Source organism: Shinella zoogloeoides (genome assembly GCF_003574625.1).
Lineage (GTDB): Bacteria > Pseudomonadota > Alphaproteobacteria > Rhizobiales > Rhizobiaceae > Shinella > Shinella zoogloeoides_A.
In genome coordinates, this window is the sequence record NZ_QNUJ01000002.1 from 34,120 (window position 1) to 49,393 (window position 15,274).

General features: G+C 63.1%; 16 protein-coding genes. 7 read left to right on the forward strand and 9 right to left on the reverse strand.

All coding sequences use genetic code 11. From position 1 onward, the window contains the following. The first annotated feature begins 25 nt into the window (after positions 1-25). The 7 genes from DSD28_RS03640 to DSD28_RS03670 are packed head-to-tail and all read left to right on the forward strand — an operon-like array spanning position 26 to position 5,373. Positions 26-1,684, forward strand: coding sequence for a choline dehydrogenase (locus DSD28_RS03640; protein ID WP_119255436.1), 1,659 nt, complete (start codon positions 26-28; stop codon positions 1,682-1,684). Positions 1,685-1,695: 11 nt separating this feature from the next. Then, positions 1,696-2,211: a cupin domain-containing protein gene (locus tag DSD28_RS03645; RefSeq protein WP_119255009.1), complete on the forward strand. Its 516-nt coding sequence runs from the start codon at positions 1,696-1,698 to the stop codon at positions 2,209-2,211. Between the two features lie 48 nt (positions 2,212-2,259). After that, positions 2,260-3,027, forward strand: a complete 768-nt coding sequence (locus DSD28_RS03650; protein WP_205536157.1) for an alpha/beta fold hydrolase — start codon at positions 2,260-2,262, stop codon at positions 3,025-3,027. Continuing rightward, positions 3,017-3,817, forward strand: coding sequence for an aspartate dehydrogenase (locus tag DSD28_RS03655; protein ID WP_119255011.1), 801 nt, complete (start codon positions 3,017-3,019; stop codon positions 3,815-3,817). The genes DSD28_RS03650 and DSD28_RS03655 overlap by 11 nt, the downstream gene beginning before the upstream one ends. 9 nt (positions 3,818-3,826) lie before the next feature. Further along, positions 3,827-4,579, forward strand: a complete 753-nt coding sequence (locus tag DSD28_RS03660) for an SDR family oxidoreductase (RefSeq protein ID WP_119255012.1) — start codon at positions 3,827-3,829, stop codon at positions 4,577-4,579. A 36-nt stretch (positions 4,580-4,615) separates the two neighbouring features. After that, a complete protein-coding gene (locus DSD28_RS03665) occupies positions 4,616-4,930 on the forward strand; it encodes an NIPSNAP family protein (protein WP_119255013.1) in 315 nt (104 codons plus the stop codon). A gap of 23 nt (positions 4,931-4,953) precedes the next feature. Further along, positions 4,954-5,373, forward strand: coding sequence for a GlcG/HbpS family heme-binding protein (locus tag DSD28_RS03670; RefSeq protein ID WP_119255014.1), 420 nt, complete (start codon positions 4,954-4,956; stop codon positions 5,371-5,373). Between the two features lie 19 nt (positions 5,374-5,392). Here the strand turns inward: DSD28_RS03670 and DSD28_RS03675 are convergent, their stop codons facing one another. From DSD28_RS03675 to DSD28_RS03715, 9 genes are all read right to left on the reverse strand, one after another. After that, the gene (locus tag DSD28_RS03675) at positions 5,393-6,397 is read right to left on the reverse strand and encodes a glycoside hydrolase family 3 N-terminal domain-containing protein (RefSeq protein WP_119255015.1); all 1,005 of its coding nucleotides are present in this window, start codon (positions 6,395-6,397) and stop codon (positions 5,393-5,395) included. A gap of 16 nt (positions 6,398-6,413) precedes the next feature. Next, positions 6,414-7,196 (reverse strand): DeoR/GlpR family DNA-binding transcription regulator, encoded by a 783-nt coding sequence (locus tag DSD28_RS03680; protein WP_119255016.1) that lies wholly within the window; start codon positions 7,194-7,196, stop codon positions 6,414-6,416. Then, positions 7,193-7,816: an HAD family hydrolase gene (locus tag DSD28_RS03685; protein WP_119255017.1), complete on the reverse strand. Its 624-nt coding sequence runs from the start codon at positions 7,814-7,816 to the stop codon at positions 7,193-7,195. The genes DSD28_RS03680 and DSD28_RS03685 overlap by 4 nt, the downstream gene beginning before the upstream one ends. Positions 7,817-7,898: 82 nt before the next feature. After that, positions 7,899-9,479: a GMC family oxidoreductase gene (locus DSD28_RS03690; protein WP_119255437.1), complete on the reverse strand. Its 1,581-nt coding sequence runs from the start codon at positions 9,477-9,479 to the stop codon at positions 7,899-7,901. Between the two features lie 66 nt (positions 9,480-9,545). After that, entirely contained in the window at positions 9,546-11,048 is a 1,503-nt protein-coding gene (locus DSD28_RS03695) for an FAD-dependent oxidoreductase (protein WP_119255018.1), read from the reverse strand. 9 nt (positions 11,049-11,057) lie between these two features. Continuing rightward, on the reverse strand, positions 11,058-12,155 hold the full coding sequence (locus DSD28_RS03700; RefSeq protein WP_119255019.1) for an ABC transporter ATP-binding protein: 1,098 nt from the start codon (positions 12,153-12,155) through the stop codon (positions 11,058-11,060). Between the two features lie 4 nt (positions 12,156-12,159). After that, positions 12,160-13,035, reverse strand: a complete 876-nt coding sequence (locus DSD28_RS03705; protein ID WP_119255020.1) for a carbohydrate ABC transporter permease — start codon at positions 13,033-13,035, stop codon at positions 12,160-12,162. Further along, positions 13,028-13,921, reverse strand: coding sequence for a carbohydrate ABC transporter permease (locus DSD28_RS03710; RefSeq protein WP_119255021.1), 894 nt, complete (start codon positions 13,919-13,921; stop codon positions 13,028-13,030). The genes DSD28_RS03705 and DSD28_RS03710 overlap by 8 nt, the downstream gene beginning before the upstream one ends. Positions 13,922-13,988: 67 nt before the next feature. Continuing rightward, positions 13,989-15,236, reverse strand: coding sequence for an ABC transporter substrate-binding protein (locus DSD28_RS03715; protein ID WP_119255022.1), 1,248 nt, complete (start codon positions 15,234-15,236; stop codon positions 13,989-13,991). Positions 15,237-15,274: the final 38 nt, after the last annotated feature.

Here is a 15,274-nt window from a genome sequence, read left to right on the forward strand (position 1 = left end):
CCACAAGACCACGACGGCATTCGGCATGAGCAAGATTTCAAAAACGCCCTCCAGAGGCACCTACGACTACATCATCATCGGCTCCGGCTCCGCCGGCAGCGTTCTGGCAGGCCGGCTGTCCGAAGACGGCAAGTACCGGGTGCTCCTGCTCGAAGCAGGCCCCTCGGACCAGCACATCCACATCCGCATGCCCGCTGCGCTGCCGCTGCCGCTGGCCAATGACCGCTTCAACTGGTTCTACACCTCCGAGCCTGAACCGTATCTCAACAACCGGACCGTCCTTGAAGCGCGAGGCCGCGTTCTCGGCGGCTCGTCCTCGATCAACGGCATGAACTGGGTTCGCGGCAATCCCTGGGATTACGACAACTGGGAAGCGCTCGGCCTCACGGGCTGGAGCTACAAGGATGTCCTTCCCTACTTCCGTAAAGCGGAAACGTCAGACAAGGGCTCGAATAAGTATCGCGGCGGCAAAGGCCCGATGATCATCGAGACCTGCAAGGCCGACAGCCCCTTGTACAGGGCGTTCTTGAAGGCCGGCGAACAGGCGGGACATCCCTATATCGAGGACCACAACGCGCTACGTCAGGAGGGTGTCCATATCACCCAGCGCAATGTCGGCCACGGTATCCGCTGGAGCACGTCGCAGGCCTACATTCACGCACAGCCGAAACGGGACAATCTCGACGTCGTCGTCAGCGCGAAAGTCACCAAGATCGAGTTCAACGGCAACCGCGCCGTCGCCGTCAAGGCGACCATCTCCGGCAAGGCATATTCGATCAATGTGGACAGGGAAGTTCTTCTCACCGCCGGCGCCCTCAACTCTCCACAGCTCCTGATGCTGAGCGGTATCGGCGACGCCGGGGAACTGCGCAAGCTGTCCATTCCGGTCGTCAAGGACCTGCCAGGCGTCGGGCGTGGCCTGAAGGATCACGTCGCCGCCCCCGTCCAGTATCGCGCGACCAAGCCGGTCTCGGTCGTCGGCCAGCTTACCACTTTCGGTAAGCTCAAGCTCGGCTTGCAGTGGCTTCTGGCCAAGACGGGCCTGGGCGCTACAAACTTCTTCGAGGTCGGCGGCTTCTTCCGTACCGATCCGAAATTCACGGTTCCGAACGTGCAGCTGGAATTCGTTCCGCTCATCGGCGAGATGCAGCATGGTTCGGTCAATCTGGAGAACGGCTTCCAGTATTTCATGAGCCTGATGCGACCCAAGAGCGAAGGCCGCGTCTGGCTTGCGAGCGCCGATCCGAACGTCGCACCGAAATTCGTCTTCAACTTCCTTCAGGACGAGGAAGACCAGAAGCAGGCGATCGCGGCCATCAGGGAAATCCGCCGCATCGTCGCCCAGCCCGCCTGGGACGACATTCGCGGCGAAGAAGTCACGCCGGGCAAGCAGGTCCAGTCGGATGAAGAACTGCTCGAATTCCTCAGGAAGGAAGCCGGCACCAACTACCATCCATGCTGCAGCTGCCGCATGGGCACCGACGACATGTCCGTGGTGGACCCCCATGCCAAGGTCCACGGCTTCGAGAATCTCCGCGTCATCGACGCGTCGATCATGCCCGCCATCGTCAGCGGCAATCTGAACGCCCCCGTCATCATGATGGCTGAAAAACTCGCGGACGACATTCTCGGCAAAAAGCTGCCGCAGGAGGTCGCCGATTACTATCAGCCGGAAGTCGCGTAAGGAGACATTCCATGGAAAACAAAGCAGAAGAGACCCCGGCCAAGGGCGACTTGCTGATCCTCAAGCCCGAAGAGGGCAAGAACTTCTGGCAGCCGGTTCCCGCCAACGGCCACATCTCCGTCAGGATTTCTCCCGACTTCCTCGGTGTGGAGACGCCGTTCAGCCTCGGGACGCAAACCTTGCCGCCGCAGGGCTACGTGCGCGAGCACGCGCATCCGGTACACGATGAAGTTCTGCATTTCATCTCCGGCCGTGGCAAGGCTGTCGTCGAGGGCGTCGAATACCCCGCGGAACCCGGCGTGACGATCTTCGTCGGCCGCAACCGGAAACACATGTTCATCAACACGTCCGAGGACCAGGAACTGCATTGGCTCTGGTTCATCCAGCCGAACGGCCTCGAACATTTCTTCGAGGAGATCGGCCGCCCGATGCGGCCGGGCGAGGCGGCGCCGGAGCCGTTCGCACGGCCTGAAAACGTACTGGAGATCGAGCAGCGCACGGCGTTCGTCGCAGCCGACAAACTCTAAACCCAGAGAACGAAAATGCCCACATTATTGGCGTCCGATGGATGCCGGGTGACGTATGACGTCTCCGGCAAAGGCGAAGCTTTGCTGCTCATTCCCGGTCTCGGCGGAGCGGCAAGCTTCTGGAACGGCATCGTTCCGCTTCTTGTCGATCGCTACACGGTCATTTCGTTCGATCATCGGGGAACCGGGCGAAGCGACAGGCCTCTTGGCAAATATTCGGTATCGAGGATTGCTGAGGACGCCGTGGAAATTCTCCGCGCGGAAAATGTAGACGCAGCCCATATCGTCGGCCATTCGACGGGCGGCCTGGTGGCGCAGTTCATCGCTCTCGACGCACCGGCTCTCGTCAGATCGCTGGTCATCAGTGGTAGTTGGGAGAAGCCGGACGCTCGCTTCGTCGCCATGTTCGAAGCACGCCTGGCCGTATTGAGGACCGCGGGGCCGATCGCGTACCAGAAACTAACCCATGCGATCGGCTTTCCTTCAGGCTTCCTCGAAGCGAACACTGAACGTCTCGACCGGGCTATCGATAACGCTACGGACGCGCTCTCGCCTCCGGAAGTCGCCGCCGCGCGGATCGAGATGCTTCTTGCAGACGAACGTAGCGGCGACCTTCAGCGGATCACCGCTCGCACTCTCGTCATCGGCGCCACCGACGACGCCCTCATTCCCTTTGCCCACAGCCGAACGCTCGCCGCCATGATACCTGGCGCACGGCTCGCCGTGATCGATGGGGCGCACTTCTTTCCTCGGGTTCATCCCGAGCGATACGCCAAAACCCTTCGAGAATTTCTGGAGGAAACAGATGAACAATGACGTCAAGAAAGTCGCTGTCATCGGCTTTGGCGCGATGGCGCAAAGTCTCGACCATTCCTTGCGCGCCTCCGGAAGCGGCATCGAAGTTTCCGCCACGCTCGTGCCCCACGACCTGACCGTCGATCACGACGGCGTGGAGGTCTTTCACGATGTCGCCGCCCTCATTGAATGGGGGCCGTCGGTGGTCGTGGAATGTGCCAGCCACCAGGCGGTCAAGAATTCCGTCCCACCTCTCCTTCGCGCGGGCATCGACGTTATCGTCGTCTCGATCGGCAGCCTGAGCGATACTGAGTTGCTTCATGCGCTGGAAAAAGCTGCCGAGGAAGGAGGAAGCCGGCTGACCGTCGCCTCCGGCGCGATCGGCGGCCTCGATGTGCTGCGCTCGGCGAAGATCGCGGGTCTGGAAAGCGTCATCTATACGGGCACCAAACCGCCGTCCGCCTGGAAGGGAACGCCGGCGGAGCAGAGCGTCGACCTCGCCAGCCTCCGCCAGAGGACCGTCATTTTCGAGGGCAATGCGGCGGAAGCCTCGTTGCAGTATCCAAAAAACGCGAATGTCACGGCTGCGGTCGCTCTTGCCGGGATCGGCTTTGCCGACACCAAGGTAACGCTGGTCGCCGATCCGCATGCAAGTGGCAACACCCATAAGGTCAATGCCGCCGGCGCCTTCGGCAGATTCGAGATTTCGCTCGAAAACAAGCCGCTTCCCGACAATCCCAAAACGTCCTGGCTCGCGGCTTTGAGCGTCGAGCAGGCACTGCATCGTCATTTTCAAAGAATAGAACTGTGAGGTCACACCATGCGTCTTGAAAACAAAATCGCAATCGTCACTGGCGCAGGCGCTGGTATCGGCGCGGCCACCGCAGAAGCCTTCGCCCGCGAAGGCGCGAAGGTCGTCGTCGCCGACTTCAACGGCGATGCCGCCAGGTCCGTCGCCGGCAAGATCGGCGAGAGCGCAGTCAGCATCAAGGTCGACGTCCGTGACAGCGGCGAAGTGAAGGCGATGGTGGAACTCGCCGTCTCGACGTTCGGCGGCCTCGACATCATCGTCAACAATGCCGGACGCGGCATGATCGGCACCGTCGAGACGACGGCTGAAGACGACTGGGACGACATCGTTGCCGTCAATCTCAAGGGCGTCTATCTCTGCTCGAAATATGCGGTTCCGGCCCTCCGGGCCCGCGGGGGCGGCAGCATCGTCAATACCGCTTCCAACATCGTCACCTTCGGCATCAAGGATCGCGCCGCCTATGTCGCGGCGAAAGGCGGCGTTGCTGCCCTCACCCGTGCGATGGCGCTCGACCATGCCGTGGACAAAATCCGTGTCAACTCCGTCGCCCCCGGCGTCATCTGGTCGAACTATTACGACAAGATGCTGAAGGAAGTCCCCGATCCGGACGCCTTCGTCGCCGGCCTCAAGGCGCGTTCTCCGATGGCCGAACTCGGTCAGCCGGACGACATCGCCTCGGCCATCCTCTATCTGGCAAGCGATGAATCCAAATTCGCGACCGGCTCGATGATGACTGTCGACGGCGGCGCCTCGGCCTGGTGAGCCGACGGCGATACCAACGCACTCACGGAAAAGACCATGCTTCTCGAAGAACGGGATTATCGGATTCGCGCGGGCTTCCTCGGCGAATTCATGGAAAACTATATGAAACTCGGCTTGCCGATTCAGCGCGCGCATCTTGGTGAGCCGATTGGTTTCTTCACGTCCGAAATCGGAGAATTGAATCACTTCATCTCCATGTGGCGCTGGACAGACCTCGCGGAACGGACGATGAAGAGGGCGCACATGCTGGCCGATCCCGGCTGGGGTCCCTATCTCGCCAGCATCAAGGGCCTGATCGACACCCAGGCGATCCGGATCCTGACCCCGACGTCCTTCTCTCCTCTGTCCTGAACGACCGAAGAAAAGCGAAAACCATGAAGTACACGAAAGAAACCCTGGTCCTCACTCATTCCGGCGCGATCGAGGCCCTGTCGGCCGCCGTTAAGGCGGCGGAGGAATTGTCCGTTCCCCAATGCATCTTCATCGTTGATTGCAGCGGCGAAACCATCGCAAGCATCCGGATGGACGGAGCGAAGTATCTGAGCATGCACACGGCGCGCGCCAAGGCACGCACCGCCGCATCGATCAACGCGCCGACGGGCTCCATGGCATTCGAATTCGGCACATCTGCCGGGGTCGCATCGCAAGGCGGCGTAACGCCATTGCCCGGTGGCCTGCCTATCCGCTTCGGCGGGAAACTCGCCGGCGCGATCGGCGTGGGCTCCGGGACAGGGGAGCAGGACTTCGCGGTCGGCCGCGCAGCTTTGGTCGCCATCGGTGCGGACGCTGTCTGATCAAAAAATCAGATGACAGCTAGCCACCTCCGGCAATTTGTCTGACACGAGCGGCAGCGTCGGCAAGTCGCTGCTGCTCGATGTCGCCGCGCTGTGCGGCGGCCGCTATTCCTTCGGATAGCGCGCTTAGATGAGGCCCACCCGCGACGAGTAGCAGATCAGCGCCCGCATTCAGCGAAGCTATCGCCGTTTCAAGGAGTGATTGGCCGCGCAGGGTGGCTGGTGCGTCCAGATCGTCGCTGACGATGAGGCCTTTGAATCCCAATTGAGACCGCAGCATAGCCATAACGGCCGGCGAAGTGCTCGCTGAATTGTTTCCGTCTATGGCGGCGACAGGTGCCGGCCCTGTCATGATCACCTTTGTCCCAGCCTCGATAGCGGCCTTGAACGGCAGCAAGTTGTGGAGAATGCGGTCGAGCGGCGTCGCCAGGCAAACATCTGCCAATGCGGGGTCTTCTGCCAGATCGTTGAAACCTGGAAAATGTTTCGTCACCGCTGTGATGCCGGCGGCCTGGACACCCGTTACAAAGGCTGAAACCAGCCGGGCCACAGCTTGCGGATAAGAGCCCATCGTGCGTGCTCGCAGCCAAACGTTTTGGCCGTCGATGATGTCGGCGATGGGCGCAAGGAACATCGACACACCGAGTGCGCGAGCGCCCTGGGCGGTGATCCGGCAGCGTTCTGCAAGTGCATCCGGAGAGAGTGTATGTGCCTCGTCGAGCGTCGGAAGCGGTGGAACCAAGCCAGCGAGCCGCTGGATACCGCCGAGCTCCTGATCGACCGCGACGATCAGGTGAGGCGTTACGGCCTGAAGCGCCGCGATCGATGCGCGAAATCCGTCCGGCGTTTCGCAGGCCAGCCTTTCTGTCGACATCGCCCGGGCAACATACTCCGCACGAGTCTCACCGAGCAGGACGGAGCATCCTCCCTCCTTCAGAAAGGGCACCATAATATCCAAGACATCGAGCGTATCGAAAGCCGGCAGAAGAACCGCCCTTGCATCCCGATCGATTGAGGCACTCATCGTCGTCTCCGCAGTTTCAGACTATTTCGACATCGACGCCGGCCTCGCGAACGGCATCGAGAATGGCGGTATCCTTGGTGCCGGTGAAAAGCGTCGACACAGCGGATACCGGCGCGACTTCATAGGTTGCGGCCTGTCCGAGTTTGTCGGCAGTCGCCAGAAGCAAGGTCTTGTTGGCGGCACGGATCATCGCCGCCTTCAGAAGTGCGTCCTCGTAGTCGTCTGCACGCAGCGTCAGGTCCTGGGCGACGCCGCAGGTGCCAAGGACACAATAATCGACACGCAGCGCGCGGACGGCGTCGATGGCAGCGATGCCGGTCGCGCTACGCGTCAGCCTGCCAAGGCGGCCACCGAGCATGATCACTTCAGCGTTCGGATGGTCGAGCGCGGCCGCCGCGACATCGACAGCCGCCGTGATGATGCGCACGGACAGCGTCGCCGGAAGGGCGCGCACGAAACGGACGACCGTCGTGCTCGTATCGACCAGCAGCGTAGCGCCGTCCGGAATGACAGCCGCCGCAGCCCGGCCAATCGAATGTTTCTCTTCCATGTGAAGCGTTTCGCGGCGCTGGAAATCCAGCGCCGGCGTCACCAGCCGCGCCGCGCCGCCGTGAAACCGCTGCACCAGGCCCGCATCCGAGAGATCGCGCAGGTCGCGGCGGATCGAATCCTCGGAAACGCCGAATTCCTGGGCAAGTTCGGCGGCAAGCACACGTCCGCTGGCATTGGTCTTTTCAAGGATGACCGCCTGGCGCTCCTCCGGGGACAGGGCCGCGAGCTCCCTCTTGCCGCCGGTCATTCCACGGCCTCGGCGGCAAGGAGCCCGAGCGCGATCAAGCGGGCTTCCAGCGCTTCGGAATTGCGGAAATGCTCGGTGTGAAAGCCAAGCGCCGCAGCAGCCGCAACGTTCGCGGTATTATCGTCGATGAAGAGGCATTCCTCGGCGCGGACGCCTGCACGCTCAAGGAAACGCTCGAAGATCGGCGCATGCGGCTTGATGAGTTTTTCGCGGCCGGAGACGATGAGAACGTCGAACGACCCGAGGAAGGGGAAAATCTCCTGCGCTCTCGGATAAGTCTCTGCCGACCAGTTGGAGATCGCATGGACGGGAACGCCGCCGGCCTTCAACCGGCCGAGAAGGCCTGCGGTCCCCGCGACCTCACCACCCAGCATTTCATGCCAGCGCAGCCAATAGGCTTCGATCAGGTCAGCCTTTTCGGGGTGTTTCGCCACGAGTTCCGCCACGCCCTCGGCAAAGGGGTGGCCAGCATCGAACTGTTCGTTCCATGCCGGGGTGCAGACCTCCGCCAGGAAGGCCGAAACCGCCGCCTCGTCCGCCATGAGCTGGCGGTAAAGATAGGCGGGGTTCCAGTCGATCAGCACGCCGCCGATATCGAAGACCACGATAGTTGGATTCATCTTTTCTGCCTTTCATGCACGAACCTGCAGAATTAATGCATGAATACGCGTAAAAACGCAATAATGCGCAAGCCAAAAAGCATCAACCGCGCAGAAAATCCGCAGCGCGTTCCCCGATCATGATGCAGACGGAATTCGGATTGCCCGAAATCAGCGTCGGCATGACCGAGGCGTCTGCAACGCGAAGTCCTTCGATGCCGTGCACGCACAGCTCCGGGTCCACCACGGCCATGTCGTCGCGGCCCATCCGGCACGTTCCGGCGGGATGGAGGGCGGCATGGGCATCCTTGACGCAGAAGGCGCGGATTTCTTCGCGCGTGCGAAGCGATGGTCCCGGCGTGTGGCGCGCCTCCACGAATTTCGCGATGGCCGGCTGCGCCATGATGTCGAGCGCCGCCATCGTGCCGTCCGTTATCGCGTCGAGATCGTAAGGGTCGGAAAAATAGCGGGGTGCCACGCGCGGGTTCGCGGTGGGGTCCGCGCTGAGAAGCGTGACCTCGCCTCTCGAACGCGGCCGGATCTGCCCGAGATTGACCGTGCAGCCATTGCCGCCGGGCACCGCATCGACGCCCTCCTCGATGCCCGCGCCAACGACCATGAAATACTGGATATCGGGGGTCGCCTCGTTCCTGTCGCCCCACCAGAAGGCGCCGCCCTCGATGAGATTGGACGAGGCGGGGCCATTGCGGAAGAGCGCGTAGTTGAGACCCGCGGCAGCCTTCCAGTGCAGCTTCTTGTACTTGTCGTAGCTGTGCGGGCCGTTGAGCTGGTAGACCAGCGAAATCTCGATATGGTCCTGCAGATTCTGTCCGACACCCGGCAGGTCGGCATGGACCTCGATCCCGTGCCGCCGCATGGCTTCCGCCGGACCGATGCCCGAGAGCATGAGGAGCTTTGGCGTAGCAATCGCACCGGTGGAGACGATCACCTCCCGGTCGGCGCGGTAGACGACCTTGCGCTTGCCTTTGACACACTCGACGCCGACTGCCCGCCCCTTTTCGATCAGCACGCGGGTGACCGCGGTGCCCGTCTCGACGCGCAGGTTGGGCCGCCCTCGCGCCGGGTTGAGATAGGCGACGGCGGCGGAGCTGCGGCGACCGTTGCGCGCCGTGATCTGATAAAGGCCGCAACCGGCGGGATCACCCGAGTTGAAGTCCGGATTGTAGGGCAGGCCCGCCTGCTGGCAGGCCTGCAGCCAGGCGCGGGTCAACGGGTGGATATAGTCGACATCCGAAACCCCGAGCGGCCCACCGACGCCATGGGCTTCGTTGCAGAAGCGGTTGTTGTCCTCGGCACGCTTGAAGAAGGGCAGCACGTCGCCGTAACCCCAGCCTTCCGCACCGAGGTCGACCCATCGCTCGTAGTCGGCGGGCACGCCGCGGATATAGATCATCGCGTTGACGGAGCTGCCGCCGCCGAGCACCCGTGCCTGCACCATGGTCGGCGTCTCGTCACGCTCCTGCTCGGGCATCGGCTCCCAGGGAATGCGTTTCAGGAGATCGCCCTGCGCGGTCTTGTAGTAGGCACCGGGAATGTGGATGTAGGGGCTGAGGTCGCGCGGCCCCTCCTCGATCAGGAGAACGCGGACGGCGGGGTCCTCCGAAAGGCGCGAAGCGACGACGCAGCCGGTCGAGCCGCCGCCGACGACGATATAGTCGAACATATCGATCCCGGCCGAGGCGCGCGGGAAAATGCCGTGGCGCGCCGATCCCATGTCCCGAACGTCCATTCAATGCCCCCTTGTTATGGCGGCGCCGGCCTTGATGGCAAGCGCGGCGATGGTCAGCGCCGGATTGACCGCGGCCGATGTCGGCAGCACGGATGCGTCCGTGACATAGAGGTTCTCGACGTCGTGGCTACGGCAATTGAGATCGACGACCGAGGTCTGCGGATCGGCGCCGAGGCGCGCGGTGCCGCACTGGTGCGACGTCGTCTTGCGGCCGAAGGTATGCGTCAGCACGATCGGGAAGCCGGCCTTGCGCATGACGGCCCGGGTTTTCCCGATCAGCGCCTCGTGCGCGCGCATGTTAGAGCGTATCCAGTGCATGACGATGCGGCCGTCGCGCACCATCACCCGGCTTTCCGGATTGGAGAGGTCCTCGCTCGTCAGGAACCAGCCGTAAGTGTAGCGCGCCATGAGCTTGGCGAACCACGCCGGCGCGGGCATCGGCAGATTGGCCTTCAGGATGTTGCCGGTGATGTGCCCGAGGAGCTGGACGTTACCGAGCGGGAAGCCGTATTCGTTGTCGGCGTTGTAGAAATCGTTGAACGCGATGGTCTTCTGGTAGACGCAGCTATTGGCGGCGAAGGGATCGATCGCCAGCATCGCCGTCGTGTTGTGGTTCATGAAGTTGCGGCCGAGCTGATCCGAACTGTTGCCGAGACCGGCCGGATGCGCCTTGTTCGCCGATCGCAGGAGCAGGGCGGCGGACTGAACCGCGCCCGCAGCAACGGCGAAGCGATCCGCCGAGATGCGATGTTCGGTTTCATCCTTCCGGTAGACGGCGGCGATGACACGCCGCCCCGCCGCGTCGGTCTCGAGACGGACGACGTCGGCCCCGGTCACCAGGCTGACATTCGGATGGGCAAGGGCGCTGGCAAGCGGCCCCACTTCCGCGTCGATCTTGCCCTTCCCCGTGTTCGGGAAAGCATCCCATCCCGTCGCAGCCCGCTTCAGCCATGCCTCGATATCGATCGACAGCGGCAGGGAGGCTGGATGGACGCCCGCCTTTTCCAATCGGCGGCGGACGGCGGCCATCGCCGGTTCGTCTCGGACCGGCGGATAGCCATAGGGCTTCTCGTGCGGCGGTTCCGTCGGATCGCCCGCGACGGAGCCACGCACCCGGAAAATCTCCTCGGCCGCATCGTACCAGGGCGAAAGTTCCTCATAGGACAGGGGCCAGCCGGGCGACGCGCCGTCCATGTGGCGGCGCGCGGCGAAATCCTCGCGGCGATAGCGGTACATAACCGCGCCGAAGAACTTCGAATTGCCGCCGACATAGTAGTAGTTGCCCGGCAGGAAGCTTTTCCCGTCGGTACCCAGCCATTCCTCGGAAGAGCGATAGACACCCTTCTGGAAGATGGCGACATCGTCGCGCGCATCGGGCGTGTCCGTCAGATGCGCTCCCCGTTCGAGAATGACGATCTTGAGGCCCGAAGGCGCGAGGCTGTGCGCCAGGGAAGCTCCGCCGATGCCGGAGCCGATGATGACGATGTCTGCCGTCCCGGTCATGGAAGTTTCTCAGTCAATGCGGGTTTCGGTTTCGCTGTCGAAGAGCACGATCTTGGACGTATCGACCGCCAGCCCCGCCTCCTTGCCCGCATGGGCCTGCCGGGGCGGAAGCCGGGCCGTCACCTCAACGCCGCCGAGCTGGAAGACGGCAAGCGTATCGGGGCCCGTCGGCTCTACGACGTCGAAATCGACGGTCAGAGCCGGGGTACCCTCTGTCGCAATCGAGAAATTCTCCGGGCGGATACCGACCAGCACCTTCCTGCCGGCATGGCGGCGCAGAGCCTCCGGAGAAAGGGAAATGCCGCCGATGCGCGCGGCCGGACGCCGCGCGACGTCGATCACCACCGTCGCCGTCGTACCCTCGGCCTCAAGCACTGCCGGCACGATGTTCATTGCCGGGGAACCGACGAAGCGGGCGACATAGACATTGGCCGGCCGGTCATAGACGGCCTGCGGCTCGTCGAGCTGCTGCACCACGCCGTCCTTCATGACGGCGACGCGCGTGGCGAGCGTCATCGCCTCGATCTGGTCGTGCGTGACATAGACGATCGTCGTGCCGAGGCGGGCGTGAAGGCGTTTGATCTCGGTGCGCATGTCGACGCGCAGCTTGGCGTCGAGGTTCGACAGGGGTTCGTCGAAGAGGAACAGCTTCGGCTCCCGCACGATGGCCCGCCCCATCGCGACGCGCTGGCGCTGGCCGCCCGAAAGCTGCGAGGGCTTGCGGTCGAGGAGGTGGGTGATCTGCAGGAGGTCCGACGCCGTCTTCACGGCCTTGTCGCGGTCGGCCTGGGCGATCCGGCGGATCTTCATGCCGAACTCGATGTTCTGCCGCACGGTCATCGTCGGATAGAGGGCGTAGGACTGGAATACCATCGCGATGTCGCGGTCCTTCGGCGACAGGTCGTTGACGGTCTTTCCGGCGATGCGGATCTCGCCGCCGGTGATCGTCTCCAGCCCGGCGATCATGTTGAGCAGCGTGGACTTGCCGCAGCCGGAGGGGCCGAGCAGCACGAGGAAATCGCCGGTTCCGATGGAGATCGACACCTCCTTCAGAACCTCGAGCTGGCCATAGGCCTTGCGGACGCGATCGATTTCAAGAGTGGACATGGGCTCAGCCTTTCACGGCGCCGGCCGTCAGCCCGCGGACGAAATAGCGGCCCGCGACGATATAGACGACCAGGGTTGGGATGGCGGCGATCATGGCGGCGGCCATGTCGACGTTGTATTGCTTGCGACCGGTGGTGACGTTGACGATGTTGTTGAGGGCCACCGTGATGGGGCTGCTGGAGCCCGACGTGAACGAGACACCGAAGAGGAAATCGTTCCAGATCTGCGTGAACTGCCAGATGCAGGACACGACGATGATCGGGATCGAGGTCGGCAGGATGACGCTCCAGAAGATGCGGAAGAAGCCCGCACCGTCGACCATCGCCGCCTTGGTCAGCTCGTCCGGCAGCGACACGAAGTAATTGCGGAAGAACAGCGTCGTGAAGCAGATGCCATAGGAGGCATGCACGGCGACGAGGCCGGGAATGGAGCCCGCGAGCCCCAGAAGGCCGAGCGTGCGGGCCATGGGAATGAGGATCGCCTGGTAGGGTAGGAAGCAGCCGAACAGCAGCAGGCCGAAGACGAAGTTCGCGCCGGGGAACTTCCACTTCGTGAGGATGTATCCGTTGATCGCCCCGATGCCGGTCGACAGCGCCACCGCCGGGATCACCATCAGCAGCGAGTTGATGAAATAGGGTTTCAGACCCGTGCATTCGGTGCCGATGCAGGCCTGCGACCACGCTGCCCGCCAGGCGTCGAGCGTGACGGCCTTCGGCAGGCCGATGAAGGAGCCGCCATAAATCTCGTCGAGCGGCTTCAGCGACGTCACGACCATGACCCAGAGCGGCATGAGGTAGACGAGCGCGACGACGAACAGGCAGCCGTAGACGACGAGGCGGCCGAGCCGGACCTTGCCGGAGCGGGAAAGAACGTCAGTCATTGTTCTCGCTCCTCAGTTCGGAATAGAGATAGGGAACGATGATGGCCGCGACGGTCATGAGCATCATGACGGCACTCGCCGCGCCGACGCCCATCTGGTTGCGCCGGAAGGTGGCGGAGAACATGAAGGTCGAGGGCAGTTCGGTCGCCGTGCCCGGCCCGCCATTGGTCAGCGCCAGCACCAGGTCGAAGCTCTTGATGGCGATGTAGCTGAGGAGGACGACGACGCTCAGCATGGCGGGGCGCAGCATGGGGATGATGATCTGCCGGTAGATCAGCGGCAGCGAGGCGCCCTCGATCTGCGCCGCCTTGATGACGGAATTGTCGATACCGCGCAGGCCCGCAAGGAAGATCGCCATGGCGAAGCCCGAGGACTGCCAGACGCCGGCCACGACGACGGTATAGATCGCCATGTCGGGATTGGTGATCCAGTCGAAGCGGAAATCCGTCCAGCCGAGATCGTTGACGACCTTCTGGATGCCGAGGCCGGGATTCATGATCCATTTCCACGCCGTCCCCGTCACGATGAAGGAGAGCGCCATCGGATAGAGATAGATCGCGCGCAGCGCGCCCTCGGCCCGGATATTCTGGTCGAGAAGGATCGCCATCAGCAGTCCGAGGCCGGTGGAGAGCGCCAGGAAGAGCGCCGAGAAGATGAAGAGGTTGGCGACGGCGGTGTGCCAGCGGGGCGTCGCCCAGAGGCGGACATATTGCTCGAGGCCCACGAAATCATAGGTCGGCACGAATTTCGACGAGGTCACGGAAATCACGCCCGTCCACAGGATGAACAGGTAGACCGTGACGATGACGACGAGCAGGCTGGGAGCGACGACGAGGCGCGGTAGCCAGCCTGCCAATCGCGAGGACATGCGCGTAGAGGCGCTCATGGGTCAGCTCCGATGGCGGGTATTGCGGAGGAGCCGGTGGGCCGGCCCCTCCTGACGGCGGTTGGGATCAGCGGGCGTTGTCGATGCCGGAGACCAGCATCTTCACCGCGTCCTCCGAGCTCATCTTGCCGACGAAGAACTGGGCGGCGACATCGCTGAAGACGGAAGCGAATTCCGGCTTGGCGGCAAAGCCATGCGTCATCGCGCCCTGCATGCTGCCCTTCTCGACGGCTTCCGCGCGCTCCTTGAAGCCGAGCTTGGCGCAATCGTCGAAGTCGTCGACCGAAACGTCGCTGCGCGCCGGGATCGAGCCCTTGATGAGATTGAAGTCCTTCTGGACCCTGGGGTCCATGATGGTCTCGGCAAGCGCGGCCTGCGCCTGCCGTACGGCCTCGTCCTTCACGATGAACATGCCGAAGCTGTCGATGAGATACTGGAAGGAAGTCACCTTGCCGGGCGTCGCGAAGCAGTAGAAGTCCTGATTGGGCTTCAGGCCCTTGGCGAGGAATTCGCCCTTGGCCCAGTCGCCCATGAACTGCATGGCCGCCTCGCCGTTGATGACCATGCCGGTGGCCACGGCCCAGTCGCGGCCGACGAAATTGTCGTCCACGAGGCCGCGAACCTCGCGCAGCGCATCGAACACCTTGACCATCTCCGGGCTTCCGAGCGCCTCGGAATCGAGGTCGATCGCCGTCTTCTGGTAGAATTCCGGCCCGTTGATGTCGGACAGCAGCGCGTCGAAGATGATGCCGATCTGCCACGGCTCGTCACCCATCGCGATCGGGACGATGCCCTTTTCTTTCAGCTTCTTGCCGGTCTCGATCAGCTCGCTCCAGCTCTTCGGCACGGCAACGCCCGCATCGTCGAAGAGCTTCTTGTTGGCCCAGACCCAGTTCTGGCGATGCATGTTGATGGGCGCGGCAATGAAAGCATCGCCCGAGGTCACGAAAGGCAGGAGCTGCGGGGCGAGCGCCGCGCGCCAGCCGCCTGCCGTGGCAAGGTCGTTGAGGTCGCGCACCACGCCCTGCTCGGCCCATTGCACGCCTTCCCAGCCGAGGAACTGCATGGCGCCCGGCGGATCGCCCGCCGTCAGGCGCGCACGCAGCGCCTGCTGCGCATTGGCGCCGCTCATGCCGCCGACCGCCGAATCCTTCCACTGGAAGCCCTTGGCTTCGAGATCCTTGCGGATGACGTTGAGCGCCTCCACCTCGCTCTGCGAAACCCAGTGGTGCAGAACTTCGATCTGGCCTTCCGCCTGTGCGGCGATGGGCATGAGCATGGTCGCCGCAAGCGCTGTGGCGATAAACTTGGACATGGTTTCATCCTCTCTGGTTGGTTTGATCGCGGCCCCTG

Bases quoted from the DNA above. Each gene is read 5' to 3' on its own strand.
- DSD28_RS03640 (WP_119255436.1), top strand. From the start codon at position 26: ATGAGCAAGATTTCAAAAACGCCCTCCAGAGGCACCTACGACTACATC.
- DSD28_RS03645 (WP_119255009.1), top strand. From the start codon at position 1,696: ATGGAAAACAAAGCAGAAGAGACCCCGGCCAAGGGCGACTTGCTGATC.
- DSD28_RS03655 (WP_119255011.1), top strand. From the start codon at position 3,017: ATGAACAATGACGTCAAGAAAGTCGCTGTCATCGGCTTTGGCGCGATG.
- DSD28_RS03660 (WP_119255012.1), top strand. From the start codon at position 3,827: ATGCGTCTTGAAAACAAAATCGCAATCGTCACTGGCGCAGGCGCTGGT.
- DSD28_RS03665 (WP_119255013.1), top strand. From the start codon at position 4,616: ATGCTTCTCGAAGAACGGGATTATCGGATTCGCGCGGGCTTCCTCGGC.
- DSD28_RS03670 (WP_119255014.1), top strand. From the start codon at position 4,954: ATGAAGTACACGAAAGAAACCCTGGTCCTCACTCATTCCGGCGCGATC.
- DSD28_RS03675 (WP_119255015.1), bottom strand. From the start codon at position 6,397: ATGAGTGCCTCAATCGATCGGGATGCAAGGGCGGTTCTTCTGCCGGCT.
- DSD28_RS03680 (WP_119255016.1), bottom strand. From the start codon at position 7,196: ATGACCGGCGGCAAGAGGGAGCTCGCGGCCCTGTCCCCGGAGGAGCGC.
- DSD28_RS03685 (WP_119255017.1), bottom strand. From the start codon at position 7,816: ATGAATCCAACTATCGTGGTCTTCGATATCGGCGGCGTGCTGATCGAC.
- DSD28_RS03690 (WP_119255437.1), bottom strand. From the start codon at position 9,479: ATGTTCGACTATATCGTCGTCGGCGGCGGCTCGACCGGCTGCGTCGTC.
- DSD28_RS03695 (WP_119255018.1), bottom strand. From the start codon at position 11,048: ATGACCGGGACGGCAGACATCGTCATCATCGGCTCCGGCATCGGCGGA.
- DSD28_RS03700 (WP_119255019.1), bottom strand. From the start codon at position 12,155: ATGTCCACTCTTGAAATCGATCGCGTCCGCAAGGCCTATGGCCAGCTC.
- DSD28_RS03705 (WP_119255020.1), bottom strand. From the start codon at position 13,035: ATGACTGACGTTCTTTCCCGCTCCGGCAAGGTCCGGCTCGGCCGCCTC.
- DSD28_RS03710 (WP_119255021.1), bottom strand. From the start codon at position 13,921: ATGAGCGCCTCTACGCGCATGTCCTCGCGATTGGCAGGCTGGCTACCG.
- DSD28_RS03715 (WP_119255022.1), bottom strand. From the start codon at position 15,236: ATGTCCAAGTTTATCGCCACAGCGCTTGCGGCGACCATGCTCATGCCC.